This window comes from Anabaena sp. 54, assembly GCF_017355725.1.
Lineage (GTDB): Bacteria > Cyanobacteriota > Cyanobacteriia > Cyanobacteriales > Nostocaceae > Dolichospermum > Dolichospermum heterosporum.
The window spans coordinates 149,970-163,158 of record NZ_JAAVWA010000002.1; the positions used below are offsets into that span (position 1 = coordinate 149,970).

The following is a 13,189-nucleotide window of genomic DNA, read 5'->3' on the forward strand; positions in this document are numbered from 1 at the left end:
CTAAACTAAATAAAGATTTTTATTATTTTTCAGCTATATATTTTGCATCCACAACAGATTAAGGAACAACTCAAATTATTAATTGAGGAAGCATCAACCATAGATCCCAGTTTAGCAATTAGGTTAAATCAGATTAATAACTGGATTAAAGATGTTAAACCTGGTACATTAATGTCTAAACGTTTCGTTCTTTTGTTTTTACAACAATTTATTCGAGATACAGAAATTAGACTTGATATAAAACGTTTAACTTCTGAAGCAGAAAGACAAGACGTTTATGAATTAATGACACCTCCTGAAAGATACTGGTATGGTGAATTGTTTCCTAGATGGTTAAGTAAAAATGACCCCAAATTTCATATTTGGAGAAAAAAATTAATGTCTGGTGAGTTTAATCAGGAGGATGAAAAATTAATTAATTTGATTGCTGATGTGATTAAACGGAATGGTGGTCAAGCCTTACAACGCTATATTATAGACTTATCTATGGCAAGTGATATAATAGTTAGTAGTATTCAAGAACAACCCCTTTGTATTCAACTAACTAGCCAATCTCAAGAATTTACACAAGCAAAATCTGATGATTGGGAAAATACTTTGATTTCTTGGGGAATAGCAAGAGGATTATTTTTAAGTTTTAATCCTGGTGAAAGTGATTTTATCAATCAAATAGTTAATTTAGCACTAGATAAGAGTAATAATCTGAATAATGGTATTTATCAAAAAATAAATTTATAGTGTTTGGTTAGTTTGATTATGTATAGCAAAAATTCTCACAGAGGTAATTATGATTAACCAAGAAATTACTGAACGTCAAAAAAGACTAGAACAATTTTTACAGCATTTAGAATCAGCCCGTCAATTAGAAGATGATATTATGAAATATGGGTTAGAAGCGGCTGATTTATATTTTGAAGATATAGATGGTGATTGGTTAGAAACTTGGGGTGATGATGACGATGAACCGGGTTATATTGAGAAACTTACTACTTTCTTAGAAAGTGATGATGTGGTTGCGGTGGAGGTAAGAAAACGTTTACAGAATAAATCTCATGATGAAATTATTGGTGGTTTGGAATATTGTTTGAGTCAATTAACGGAGAAAGATCGGATTTTTGCAGCTAAGGATTTTTTAGTTGGTAATGTTGTGGTTTCTGGAAGTAGTCGCGGTTCTAGTAATAGTGATGTTGATGAGGTTGAGTTGTTGGAGTTAGCGGAAGATTTGATGGAGAAGTTGAGGGAAATTTTGGGGTAATTTTTATTTAATCAAGGTGCAGTAAATATGGCTAAGGGATTTGGAAAGAAACAAAAACAAGGTAAATTAAAGCGCAGAGATTATTTAGATTTTTTGCCTAAAGTCTTATGGTCAATTAGAGAGAATAAATTTGATATAACTATAAAACTTATAGAGGAGAATTTAGAAAAAATAGATCATAATTTTCCATCTATATTCAGAGATTGGGCAACAGAAACCCTGTCAAAACCAGAAAAAGATAAAGCTTATGAAAGAGCTTTAGATATCTATAACTTCTGCAAAATAATACAAGACATTATAGAAATTGAACCCGTAAAAAAATCTATATATATTGAAATTGCTATTGTTGGTTATGAAATCGCACTCCCAGTTTTTAATCAGGATTCATTTCCTGAAATAAGGGCTGAAATAGAATATTATTTGGGTAATGCTTACTGTGATCGGATAAGCGGTGGTGATTGGGTACAAAATCTAGAGAAGGCAATTGAGTCATTTGAAAATGCTTCACAATTTTACTATCATGAAGGTTTTCTAGAAATTTGGGCTGACATCCAAAATAGTTTAGCAACTGCTTATTCTGATTATGCTAAATGGGTGAATTTTAATAAGGAAGAATATTTGGAACTAGCAATTTTATGTTGTAAAAATGCTTTACAGGTTTATTTACGAAATATTTACCCAGAAGATTGGGCAATGGTTCTAACTAATTTAGGTGCTGCCTATCGTGTACGGATACAAGGAGATCCAACAGAAAATTTAAAGAAGGCAATCTGCTGTTATAATGCGGCTTTACAAGAACATACTTATGAAAAATTCCTTGAAGATTGGGCTGGTTTACAAAACAATCTTGGCAATGCTTACCGTGAGCTTCTGGAAGGGGAACGGGAAAAAAATTTAGACCTATCACTTTATCATTTGAATGAATCTTTAAAAGTTTATACTCGTGAATCAACACCACAAGATTGGGCAATGGCTCAACATAGTTTAGCTCTCACTTACTATGAACAAGGACAGATTGATAAAGCAGTTGATTGTTTCCGCTTATCGCTAGAAATTTATACACACACTACTTTACCTAAAGATTGTCTCGAATGTGGATGCGATTTAGGTAATATTGCATTTACAACGAAATGGTGGGAAGAAGCCATCTATGGATATGCTAAAGCTGTTGATGCGGTAGAACAAAACCGCACATGGTCAACTACTGAATCACGCCGTCAGGAAATTTTAGAAACATACATTAGTATTTATCACAAGATAGTACAAGCTTGTATCAATGCTGGACAAATAGATAAAGCCTTTGAATACTCTGAACGATCTCGTTCCAAACGTTTGGTAGACTTAATGGCAAGTTCTCACCTTTCCCAAAGTGAAAATATACCCCCAAAAGTCCAAGAATTATTACAAAAATACGAAGAATTACAACAACAAATTGATATAGAACGCCAAAATAATAAATCAGAAAATAATCGCAGTGAAACCCGTGCCATTTGGCAAGTATATAATGAAAAAATCGCATCATTAGAAACTGCAAAACAAGAAATTTGGGAACAACTCAGAAGAGAAGATCCCATTTTAGCAGGTGAAATTCAAGTTAAACCTCTGAGTTTATCAGAAGTTCAGCAATTAATTGATAATCCCAAAACTGCTATTCTCAGTTTCTACACTACCAACTCTGATACCCATATTTTTATCATTACCCAAAAGGAAATTGATCTGCTTACCTGTATAGGAGAAGGTTTAGAAACATTACAAAACTGGATTGCACAAAATTGGTCATTAAACTATATCCATCATCCTGAAAAATGGGAAAATGACATGGAACATTTTCTCCATGAACTTGCTGAGAGATTACAACTATCAAAAATTATTAATCAATATCTTCAAGACATAGAAGAATTAATTATAGAACCTCATTTATTATTACATCAAATACCTTTTGCTGCTTTACCTACAGGAGAATATCAAGAATATTTAGTAGATAGATTTTTGATTCGTTATACTCCTAGTTGTCAAATTTTAGATTTTTGTCATCAAAACCACAAGAAGAAATACTTAAATTTAGATTCTGAGGATTTCCAATATGGTACAGTTGCAGATACCTTAGATAATAAGCCTCGACTTTCTATACCTTGTTCTAGATGTGAAGAGGAAGAAATTGCTAAAATGTATAATATTCCATCAGAGAAAAGATTAATAGGTAGTAGTCAAGCTACCGTTAAAAATTTCCGAAAATTAGCTGAAAATGTGCAAACTCTCCACTGCTGTCACCATGCTATATCTTGTTTATATAATCCTTTAGAATCTCAGTTAAATTTAGGCGATGGTAGTATTACTCTAGGTCAATTAATGTCTCCTGGTTGGCGTTTAACCAATCTTTTAGAAGTCTTTCTTTCTTGTTGTGAGACAAATTTAGATAACCCAGATATAACTGATAATTTACTCACACTTGCGACAGGTTTTTTATGTGCTGGTGCGATAAGTGTAATTAGTTCTTTATGGCAAGTGAATGATTTAGCAACTGCGCTATTTTCTGTTTTTTATTATCAACAAAGACAAGATGGTAAAAATCGTCCAGAAGCATTAAAAGCAGCACAAATTAAACTTCGGGAATTAAGCAGAGCAGGTTTAAAAGAAATATCTCAAGTAGCTAAAAATGAGCGTAAACAAGCTAAAAATCAGAAAAAACACTATCCACAAGATTCAGTAGAGTATTTAGAGTGCGATCGCCAACATCAAAAATATGCAAAAATATCAATAGCAATTAATAACATCCAAAAATCAAAAGGAGAATTTCCCTTTGCACATCCCCGTTATTGGTCGGCTTTTATTGCTCAGGGATTACAATAATATCAAGTTAAAAATTGACAACCTTTTGTTATCAACTCCCTTTGATCAATCATTTCCTCTAATTGAAATTGATGATACCTGAGTTCGATGTAAGAAAACCAGCTAAAAATGAGTATTCAAAAGGGTTAGAGGCTTTTCTGGAAAGAGCCTATATTCTCAATAAGCCTTAATTATTGAGAATTAATAGGAAACCAGCCTAGATTTAAGTAAATTTTCATAACAAAATCTAAATTTATATTACGAATACTATTTGAATACAAACTCAAAGTACCTCAGATTAGGGACAATAGAAGAGGTTTAATTAAAGAAAATTAATGATTATAACTCATGGAATTAGAAACTATTTTCTGTGAAATTGATGATTTTTGTACCTATTTTGAGCCAATATTTCAAGCTCAACTTATCCCATCCCAAATAAAAAAAAGAATTAGACCCAGCCGATTATGTCTAAGTGAAATTATGACAATAATTGTGTATTTTCATCGCTCTAGTTACCGCAATTTTAAAGATTATTACCTGAAACATATCTTCAAATATTGCCAAGGTGAATTTCCCAATTTAGTGAGTTATCAAAGATTTGTTGAATTAATGCCAAATGCTTTAATTCCCTTGATGTATTATCTGAATACACGAAAAGGACTCAATACAGGTATAAGTTTTATTGATAGTACCTCTATTCCCATTTGTCATTCTAAAAGAGCCAAGACAAATAAGGTCTTTAAAGATTTAGCTGGCTGGGGGAAAAGTTCTATTTGTTGGTATTTTGGGTTTAAACTTCATTTGATTATTAATGATCAAGGAGAGTTACTTGCGTTTCAAATTACTCCTGGAAATACAGATGACCGAAAACCTGTTCCCACTTTGACTAAGAACTTATTTGGGAAAATATTTGGAGACAAAGGATATATTTCTCAAAAACTCTGGCTTGAACTTTGGTCTAATGGACTCAAATTAATCACTCCTTTCAAGAAAAATATGCGGAATAAGCTCTTGTCCCTGGAGGAGAAATTAATGCTCCGAAAACGCTCTTTAATTGAAACTGTTAATGACCAACTCAAAAATATTTCACAACTTGCTCATTCTCGACATCGAAGTGTTACTAATTTCATGGTTAATGTTGTTGCTGCAATAATAGCTTATACTTGGCAACCTAAAAAACCTTCTTTAAGATTTGATGAAAATGAAATTGAAACCTTACCAGTTTTATTAGCTTAATTACCAATTAAATATCAATATTACCTAATAGTAAATACATTTCAAAAAATTAATTTTTTGAGAACTTTTTGGCGTGGGCTTTAATTCTCAATAACCAATACTTATTGACAGAACTGTTGCTGTTACGTACTTTTAGACTTTTTATTTACATCGAACTCAGGTGATGATAGTGATATAATAGAATAATTAAAACTGCGAGGTGAATTTTTATGGTAACTCTAGCACCTACTCACAGCGACACTCACACCAATAGCGTCATTCTCCATCATATTTCCTGGCAGACATTTGAACGAATTTTATTAGAAACAGGTGATGATCGCCATAACAGATTTACTTATAATCAGGGAATCTTAGAAATTATGACTCCATTAATGCCCCATGAACATAATAAAAGATTGATAGAAAAAATAATTGATACTTTAGTTGAAGAATTAAATCTCAATGTCAAAAGCACTGGTTCATTAACTTGCAAAAGAGAAGATTTAGCTAGAGGTGTAGAACCTGATTCCAGTTTCTATATTCAAAATGAACCAATCATGAGAAATAAAACCAGTTTAGATTTAACTCAAGATCCTCCACCTGATTTAGTCATAGAAGTTGATTATGCTAGTTCTTCTATTGATAAATTACCGATTTATTTAGCTTTAGGTGTTCCTGAAGTTTGGCGTTATGATGAACCTGTGATGCAAATTTATAGTTTATCTGAGGATAAATATATTCCTTGCAATGGTTCACCAACCTTTGCGAATTTACCTTTAAATACAGAAATCCCTCAGTTTTTAGCTTCTAGTTTACAAGTGGGTGAGGTGTCAATGATTAAGAATTTTCGGAGTTGGTTAAAAACACAAATTTCCTGATTAAATTAAGAAGTCGGGGATCTGGGTATTATGTTTTTTAAGGTTGAGTTACTTATTGCTGGGCTTTTATTGCTCAGATGTTACAATAATTTGATTTAATGGTAGAAAGGCAATTAAACAGAATTTTGAATTTTTATGGATATCTCACCTAATCAATCATCAACCCAATTTTTATCTTCAGAAGAATCCGCTCAAGTTGACGCGGCTTTGTTATCTTCTCCTGAAAAGTTTTTAAGTAGATTGACAATTTCTTCTTTGCGGATTTTACAACATATTGCTCAGGAATATGATGTTTCTATTGAGGAATTGACGACAAAGCAAATTATTACCTGGTTTGAGATTGATGCCAAAATTAGAAGAGAAAAAGGGATTGAGGAAGCGTTTTTGAAGTGGTAAGTTGTGTTTTGCAGTAATCTTTTCACTGTTCAACGCCAATATAAAGTATTGGGGGTTGACAATTGATTTAAAATTTGCTATGATGGTTCCGATAAGGAAGAACTATCTTGTAATAAATACCATAAGAAATCGCGTGTTTGGTAGACAGCGATGTTTTAGAGAGCAAAATTAAACCTTACTAACAAGTAAATAACTATTACTGCGTGTATCAACTAATTTTGTATAAGAGTTGAAATAACAATATGGCAATCTCTGATACCCTGCAAGAATCAAAGCTTTCGCGTCTAGGTCGTTGGTTGAGTAGTTTCCGTGGCGATTTGACGGGAGGATTAACAGCAGCAGTAGTAGCATTACCTTTGGCTTTAGCTTTTGCTGTAGCCAGTGGAGTCGAACCAAAAGCGGGACTCTATACTGCTATTGTTGCGGGAATTGTGGCGGCCATTTTTGGCGGTTCTCCAGTCCAGATTACCGGACCAACGGGGGCAATGGCCGTGGTTTTGGTGGGAATTGTTGCTAAATACGGGATTGAGAAAGTTTGGATTGCTGGAGTAATGGCTGGTATGATCCAAATTGCTTTGGGTGTAGCCAAACTCGGACAGCTAGTGAAGTTTATTCCCTACCCAGTGACAGCAGGTTTTACTAATGGGATTGCTGTTATTATTTTTTGTGGTCAATTAAATAATTTCTTTGGTTTAAAACTACCCCGAAGTGAACATTTTTTGCCGGGAGTTTGGCAAAGTTTAACTCATGTAGAAGCTTTAAATTGGGCAGCAGTGGGACTGGCAATTGTGGTAATTGTCACTACAGTTTTGTGGCCGAAGATTAATAATACCATACCCGGTTCTTTAGTGGGGTTGGTGTTAGCAACGGGAATAGCTACTTATTTCCATTTGAATATTCCCACAATTGGCGCGATTCCCCAATCTTTACCCATGCCCCAAGGGATTCCCCACTGGAATGATTTTAGTGTAATTCGAGAACTAATTAATCCAGCTTTGGCTTTAGCCGCATTGGGAAGTATTGAATCTTTATTATCAGCGGTTGTAGCTGACGGTATGACGGTCAGTGAGAAACATAATAGCGATCGCGAATTAATTGGTCAAGGGTTAGCAAATATCATTGTCCCATTTTTTGCTGGTATTCCTGCCACAGGGGCAATTGCGCGAACTGCTGTTAATGTCCGTTCTGGTGGAAAAACCCGACTATCTGGAGTAATTCACGGCGCTGCATTAGCCATGATTGTGCTAACTTTAGCACCCCTAGCGGCACAGATTCCCCTAGCGGCATTAGCGGGAATCCTGATGGTAGTTAGTGTGCGAATGATTGAATGGGAAGCCATTGGCTTGTTAATGCGGGCTACCTATTCCGACTTTGCGGTGATGATTCTGACTTGGTTGGTGACAATCTTATTTGACTTAGTTCTCGCTGTCGAGGTAGGATTAATTGCTGCCGGCGCTTTGTTCATCAAACGCATGAGTGATTTAAGTTTAGTGAAGATTCCCGAAACCGAAGTATTCCCCCCCGGAACTTCGCTAGAATTAGGGAAAGAAATTGCTGTTTATCGAGTAGATGGTCCGGTATTTTTTGGGGCTGCGGAGAGATTTGCTACCTTTATTCGAGATGAACCAGAAGTCAAATATTTAATTCTGCGGTTGCGGTTTGTGCCAAATATGGATACAACTGGGTTAGTGGCTTTAGAGGATATTTACCACGACTTAGAACGCCATAATTGTCGTTTAATTCTCACAGGTTTACAACCGGAAGTTAAACAACTGCTAGAACGTTCGGGATTATTAAAAACTATTGGTTTGTCCAATTGTTTTGAAACAACCACAGATGCTATTTATTCTATCTCTCCTCAAATTATAGAATATTCGCAACCAGGAGCAATTGATTTGAAATCAAAAGAATTAATGGAATTAAATGACTAATTCAGAGGGAACAGGGAACGGGCAACAGGGAACAGGAAAAACTCATGTTTACAAACATGAGATTGAAATAATGACACTGTTTTCTTCGTGCTACGCATCTTTTAAAAACATCCTTTTTTTGACTGAGCTTTAAACTGGTGCAAATGAGTGTTTCTTATTTGCTCCCTGTTCCCTGTTCCCTGTTCCCTTCTTTTGTAAAACATGAATAAAAATATCAATCAATGTCTTTGTTGTTCTAGTCGTCGTCATTTTCTTAGATCTTTCCTTCCCGCAGCAGTGGGATTTACTGTTCTGCAATCAGCGACACCAGCAAAAGCCACAGTCAATCAATCCCAAGCTTTAGTTCTGAGTTGTATTGACTTCCGGTTTTTGACAGCAGAACAGTCTTTTTTAAGGAATAAAAATCTCACAGATAAATATGATTTAACAGCTTTAGCTGGTGCTTCATTAGCTTTAACAGGATTCCCCCACAAGTCTGACGCTGAAGCATTTTGGGATCAGTTAGACATATCCTATAAACTCCATCATATCAACAAAGTGATTATCATTGATCATCAGGATTGTGGGGCTTATGCAATGATGATTGACCCTAATTTAAGCAAAGATCCAGAACGAGAGTTGCAAGTACATACAGATTATTTAAATCAAGCTTATTCATCAATTTGCGATCGCTATCCTGATCTTAAAGTTGAACTGTATTTTGCAACTCTCAATCAAGGAGAATTCCAACAAATTTTACCAAAACTTTAAAAATGGAACATCTTTAATCCTTTCAATCAAGAATTGTAATTATTAGTTCTAGAGGTGGTACGTGCGCCGGCAACTGCTCCTACTAAAGCAGTAAGTAAACCTAATAAAGAACCAAAAACATAAAACCACAAAGTTCTCGAAGTAGCAGCAGCAACATCACGAGTTTGTTCAGCAGTTAATATCGGTGCATTTGGTGCTATGACATTACCTTGTTGCTGTAGTTGATTAATAACTTGTGCTGCATTATAAGCCACTACTCCAAAAGCACCCCAGACTCCATTTGCTAATAGAAAAGAGCTAAGTGCTAAAGTTGTTGCCCAAAGAATTGCCCCGTTGAGTATTGCTGTATCTCGGTGCATGGGTCCACAAGCACGGGTAGTGATCCAAGCACCAATAAATAGGGATAGTAATAATGCAATTGTTGACCAAATTCCGACATTACTAATAATAGTAGGAGCAACTGTTCTTGGTGCTAAGGATTCAGCAATTCTCCCTGCACCAAGGGCGCTAAAAAATGAACTCAATATTAATTGAGTTGCTAAAGCCACTAACACACCGGAAACTATTGGCCCCCAGCGCACTCTGTCCCGATATTCAGTGACTCTACTAGCTATCAAAGACTCAGAAGGACTTATTTCCTCACCGACTCGATTTACGTATGACATAGCTATTTTCTCCCTTGCTATTGCGGCAAAGTTGCTTATATTTTGGATATTTTTCCTGAAAAATCTTTGGTTTTGAATTTTTTCTTATAGCAGTTATCTTTAGGGTGCAATACAATCGAGTGAGGGAAAACCCCTACAGGCTTTACGATTTGCTGACTGTATCTCACCAAGAGTGCATACCGCTATATCAAATCTTTTTTATGCCCATATTTAAAATTAAATCGCTAATTATAATTCTCAATCTCTATCAATAGAAAGAGTTGTTTACCCTTTCTTTAGTTATAAATTGGCTAGATGAGAAATGTTTGAAAATGGCAAAATTATCAAAATATTAACGAATTTTGACCGCTGTTCCTGTGGCTGTAATTACTAATAAAACACCAGATTGATCAACATTAATTGTCCCAGTATCAACAGCAATACCGACAACAGCATCTGCGCCTAAACGTTGCGCTCTTTGTTCTAATTCCTCCATTGCTTTCCGCTGCCCTTCTTCAAAGAGACGCTCATAGCTGCCAGTGCGTCCACCAACAATATCCCGAATACTCGCTAAAAAATCCCGGAGAAAATTGCTACCATAGACAACTTCTGCTGTAACAATACCTAAGTAGGATTGAATTACAGCACCTTGAATCACATCAGTAGTAGTTAAAAGCATACATTTATGGAGAAATTAGATGACTATAGCCAAATTCAGGGGGAACCCTCGTTCCACACTCCATTATACCTGCAATTTTGTGTAATTTATCAGTATTGGTTGGCGAAAGGATTAATTTATTGTTATATAGGACTCCTATTTGATTTTTGATAGCTTGCGTGGCGTAGCCATACAGAACTCGGTACATACTGAAATCCTTCTTCCCTGTTCCCTGTTCCCTGTTCCCTAACTCAACGGAAAATTCAGGAATCAAACCGGATTCCTATAGTTATGAAGATGTCAAGTAATTTTAATAAATTATTAATATTCTATAAATGTGAATAAATACAGATTACAAAGATCAATATTTTTGTTTTAATGTACTAATAAAAACGGGTTAAGAAAATTTAGGAAAATTTACTATGTACAAAAAAACATCAGTCCTGTTAAGTGCCTTATTATTAGGATGTTTATTTACTAGCACACCTGTAGTAGCAAAAGCTGATGTCCTACTGACACAGGTGAATAATCCAGAGTTGAAAAACTTGATAGATGAGGGGAAAAGACTGGTAGATTCTAAAGATTATAATGGAGCGATCGCTATTTATCAAAAAGCCGCAAAATTAGATCCCAAAAATGAAAGAATTTATGCTGGGATTGGCTACTTATATACTCAACAAGGCAATTTCACCTCCGCTTTAGATGCTTATCGTCGAGCTATTGCCATTAATCCTAATAATAGTGATTTTTACTATGCTGTTGGTTATCTGAAAAGTAGTACAAAAGATAACAAAGGCGCAAAAGAAGCTTACCGTCGGGCTATCCAGTTAAATCGGAATAATCTCAACGCTTATTTAGGATTAGGAGTTGCTCAAACTAGCTTAGGTGATTATAAATCAGCCATGTGGGCTTATGAACAAGCAATTAATTTGGATAAAAATAATCCCCGCACCTATGAGTTAATTGGTTCTATGTTTAAACAACGACGACAAACGACACAAGCAAACAAAGTTTTCAAAAAGGCATTAGATTTATATCAGCAGGGAAATGACGCGGAAGGTGCTGCAAGAATACAAGCAATGCTGCAAGAAATAGGCGGTTAGAATCAATTAAAAACAGGGACATGGTATCAAAATTTTTACCATGTCCCTACTTTTAGGATGGAGGAAAATCTTCAGTGTTACCAAGCTGCTTTACCTTTTTTATATATTTTCCCTGTAAAGGGCTGTACCCCAATCACAGGATAGGCATCATTAGCAGGGGTGAAAATCCGCATGAAGGCTTCAGAAATAAACTGAGCCATATCAGCAAACATTTTGGAGATAGCCATAATACTATAGCCGTTCTATAAAACTTACCCAAAATTACCAAAGTCTAGACACATCTGGACAGCGATAATCTTAGTGTTTATTTCCTGCTTCATCGCGGTCTTAGAATGACTTCCAATCTTGTTTGCCCGCTCCACAGGCAATCTCGGTAGAACTTACCGTTTCTGACCGTAGTTCCTAAAAAGAACCCCTTTTTTTCAATCTTTATAATCGGTGACATTTGTACTTTAATACTGTGATTATCTATTTGCCCATATTCTTCATATATCTTATCTATACTGAAAATTGTCGTTATAGCAAGGCAAGAGGCAGGGGCGCAGGGCTTGCGCCCATTCAGGAGTATGGCTAAGAGGGTGTTTGAAAAGTTATGGTTGATGTATCAAATATTTTTTACCCCACCCTAACCCTCCCCAAAGCATCGGGGAGGGAACTGGATTATGACACCACAAAAAGATCAAAGATTATGAGTAACGAAACCTTACAAGCAAGTCGGGAATGGTGGTCACAAAGATGGTTAGATCTACTAGATTCTTACCGATTTAAAAAGCGATTAGAACGGGCAAGAAATTATTCTCGACAAGGAAATGTTCTCAGTATTAAATTTAAAGCTGCGAAAGTATTAGCGAGAGTACAAGGTAGTGAAGCAGAACCTTATAAGGTTTCTTTATCTCTTGATGCTTTTAGTGATGAAGAATGGGGTTATGTGGTGGAAACTATGTCCCAAAAGGCGATTTTTGCGGCTAAGTTATTAGCGGGAGAAATGCCACAAAATATTGAAGAAGTTTTTATCAGTAATGGTTTATCGTTGTTTCCCTTTACTCTTACTGATGTTCACAGTAAATGTTCTTGTCCTGATAAGGCTGTTCCTTGTAAACATATAGGTGCAGTATATTATCAATTAGGCGATCGCTTTAGTGAAGACCCCTTTGTATTATTTCAACTACGTGGACGCACCAAAGAGCAAATTATCAGCGACTTACGCCAATTACGCAGCACTAAAAATGTCGAGACAATTCAGGAAACATCGGCAATTCAACCAGAAGTTTCTGGAAATAAATATCCCGTTAAAATAGATGATTTTTGGCAATATAATCAGCCGTTAGAATCGTCTTTAGTAGTAATTTCACCTGCGGTTAGTGAAACAGTATTAGATACATTAGGGACAATTCCTTTAGCAAAAGATGAAGAAAATCCAACTAATTTACCTGCTGGTGAATTGGTGATGAAATATTTAAAATCCCTTTATCAAGATGTCAGTCAAAAAGCTTTTTTAGCAGCGATGAATGTAGGGAGATGAATATTTTT

The 13,189-nt window shown here is 35.4% G+C and carries 13 protein-coding genes; 10 read left to right on the forward strand and 3 right to left on the reverse strand.

The window, feature by feature from the left end; translation table 11 throughout:
- The first annotated feature begins 42 nt into the window (after nucleotides 1–42).
- The 8 genes from HEQ36_RS03210 (at nucleotide 43) to HEQ36_RS03245 (ending at nucleotide 9,254) form a co-directional block, all read left to right on the forward strand.
- Nucleotides 43–738, forward strand: coding sequence for a hypothetical protein (locus HEQ36_RS03210; protein ID WP_168637222.1), 696 nt, complete (start codon nucleotides 43–45; stop codon nucleotides 736–738).
- 49 nt (nucleotides 739–787) lie between these two features.
- Complete coding sequence (locus HEQ36_RS03215) at nucleotides 788–1,255, forward strand: hypothetical protein (RefSeq protein ID WP_168637223.1); 468 nt, start codon at nucleotides 788–790, stop codon at nucleotides 1,253–1,255.
- A gap of 27 nt (nucleotides 1,256–1,282) precedes the next feature.
- On the forward strand, nucleotides 1,283–4,105 hold the full coding sequence (locus tag HEQ36_RS03220; protein WP_168637224.1) for a CHAT domain-containing protein: 2,823 nt from the start codon (nucleotides 1,283–1,285) through the stop codon (nucleotides 4,103–4,105).
- 327 nt (nucleotides 4,106–4,432) lie between these two features.
- Complete coding sequence (locus tag HEQ36_RS03225; protein ID WP_168634808.1) at nucleotides 4,433–5,320, forward strand: IS982 family transposase; 888 nt, start codon at nucleotides 4,433–4,435, stop codon at nucleotides 5,318–5,320.
- 209 nt (nucleotides 5,321–5,529) lie between these two features.
- Complete coding sequence (locus HEQ36_RS03230; RefSeq protein ID WP_205748650.1) at nucleotides 5,530–6,177, forward strand: Uma2 family endonuclease; 648 nt, start codon at nucleotides 5,530–5,532, stop codon at nucleotides 6,175–6,177.
- Between the two features lie 135 nt (nucleotides 6,178–6,312).
- Complete coding sequence (locus HEQ36_RS03235) at nucleotides 6,313–6,573, forward strand: hypothetical protein (RefSeq protein WP_015080923.1); 261 nt, start codon at nucleotides 6,313–6,315, stop codon at nucleotides 6,571–6,573.
- 242 nt (nucleotides 6,574–6,815) lie between these two features.
- Nucleotides 6,816–8,504 (forward strand): SulP family inorganic anion transporter, encoded by a 1,689-nt coding sequence (locus tag HEQ36_RS03240; protein ID WP_168637225.1) that lies wholly within the window; start codon nucleotides 6,816–6,818, stop codon nucleotides 8,502–8,504.
- A gap of 201 nt (nucleotides 8,505–8,705) precedes the next feature.
- Nucleotides 8,706–9,254 (forward strand): carbonic anhydrase, encoded by a 549-nt coding sequence (locus HEQ36_RS03245; protein ID WP_053538240.1) that lies wholly within the window; start codon nucleotides 8,706–8,708, stop codon nucleotides 9,252–9,254.
- A 26-nt stretch (nucleotides 9,255–9,280) separates the two neighbouring features.
- Here the strand turns inward: HEQ36_RS03245 and HEQ36_RS03250 are convergent, their stop codons facing one another.
- On the reverse strand, nucleotides 9,281–9,919 hold the full coding sequence (locus HEQ36_RS03250) for a hypothetical protein (RefSeq protein WP_053538239.1): 639 nt from the start codon (nucleotides 9,917–9,919) through the stop codon (nucleotides 9,281–9,283).
- Between the two features lie 331 nt (nucleotides 9,920–10,250).
- Entirely contained in the window at nucleotides 10,251–10,577 is a 327-nt protein-coding gene (locus HEQ36_RS03255; protein ID WP_027402424.1) for a YbjQ family protein, read from the reverse strand.
- Nucleotides 10,578–10,978: 401 nt separating this feature from the next.
- Here HEQ36_RS03255 and HEQ36_RS03260 point away from each other — a divergent pair, with 401 nt between their 5' ends.
- Nucleotides 10,979–11,659 carry a tetratricopeptide repeat protein gene (locus HEQ36_RS03260; RefSeq protein WP_168637226.1) on the forward strand — a complete coding sequence of 227 codons (681 nt, stop codon included), beginning with the start codon at nucleotides 10,979–10,981 and terminating at the stop codon, nucleotides 11,657–11,659.
- 77 nt (nucleotides 11,660–11,736) lie between these two features.
- Here the strand turns inward: HEQ36_RS03260 and HEQ36_RS03265 are convergent, their stop codons facing one another.
- Entirely contained in the window at nucleotides 11,737–11,886 is a 150-nt protein-coding gene (locus tag HEQ36_RS03265) for a hypothetical protein (RefSeq protein WP_027402426.1), read from the reverse strand.
- Between the two features lie 461 nt (nucleotides 11,887–12,347).
- Here HEQ36_RS03265 and HEQ36_RS03270 point away from each other — a divergent pair, with 461 nt between their 5' ends.
- Entirely contained in the window at nucleotides 12,348–13,181 is an 834-nt protein-coding gene (locus HEQ36_RS03270) for an SWIM zinc finger family protein (RefSeq protein ID WP_053541192.1), read from the forward strand.
- Nucleotides 13,182–13,189: the final 8 nt, after the last annotated feature.

Bases quoted from the DNA above. Each gene is read 5' to 3' on its own strand.
- HEQ36_RS03220 (WP_168637224.1), top strand. From the start codon at position 1,283: ATGGCTAAGGGATTTGGAAAGAAACAAAAACAAGGTAAATTAAAGCGC.
- HEQ36_RS03255 (WP_027402424.1), bottom strand. From the start codon at position 10,577: ATGCTTTTAACTACTACTGATGTGATTCAAGGTGCTGTAATTCAATCC.
- HEQ36_RS03215 (WP_168637223.1), top strand. From the start codon at position 788: ATGATTAACCAAGAAATTACTGAACGTCAAAAAAGACTAGAACAATTT.
- HEQ36_RS03245 (WP_053538240.1), top strand. From the start codon at position 8,706: ATGAATAAAAATATCAATCAATGTCTTTGTTGTTCTAGTCGTCGTCAT.
- HEQ36_RS03260 (WP_168637226.1), top strand. From the start codon at position 10,979: ATGTACAAAAAAACATCAGTCCTGTTAAGTGCCTTATTATTAGGATGT.
- HEQ36_RS03250 (WP_053538239.1), bottom strand. From the start codon at position 9,919: ATGTCATACGTAAATCGAGTCGGTGAGGAAATAAGTCCTTCTGAGTCT.
- HEQ36_RS03270 (WP_053541192.1), top strand. From the start codon at position 12,348: ATGAGTAACGAAACCTTACAAGCAAGTCGGGAATGGTGGTCACAAAGA.
- HEQ36_RS03225 (WP_168634808.1), top strand. From the start codon at position 4,433: ATGGAATTAGAAACTATTTTCTGTGAAATTGATGATTTTTGTACCTAT.
- HEQ36_RS03230 (WP_205748650.1), top strand. From the start codon at position 5,530: ATGGTAACTCTAGCACCTACTCACAGCGACACTCACACCAATAGCGTC.
- HEQ36_RS03240 (WP_168637225.1), top strand. From the start codon at position 6,816: ATGGCAATCTCTGATACCCTGCAAGAATCAAAGCTTTCGCGTCTAGGT.
- HEQ36_RS03235 (WP_015080923.1), top strand. From the start codon at position 6,313: ATGGATATCTCACCTAATCAATCATCAACCCAATTTTTATCTTCAGAA.
- HEQ36_RS03265 (WP_027402426.1), bottom strand. From the start codon at position 11,886: ATGGCTATCTCCAAAATGTTTGCTGATATGGCTCAGTTTATTTCTGAA.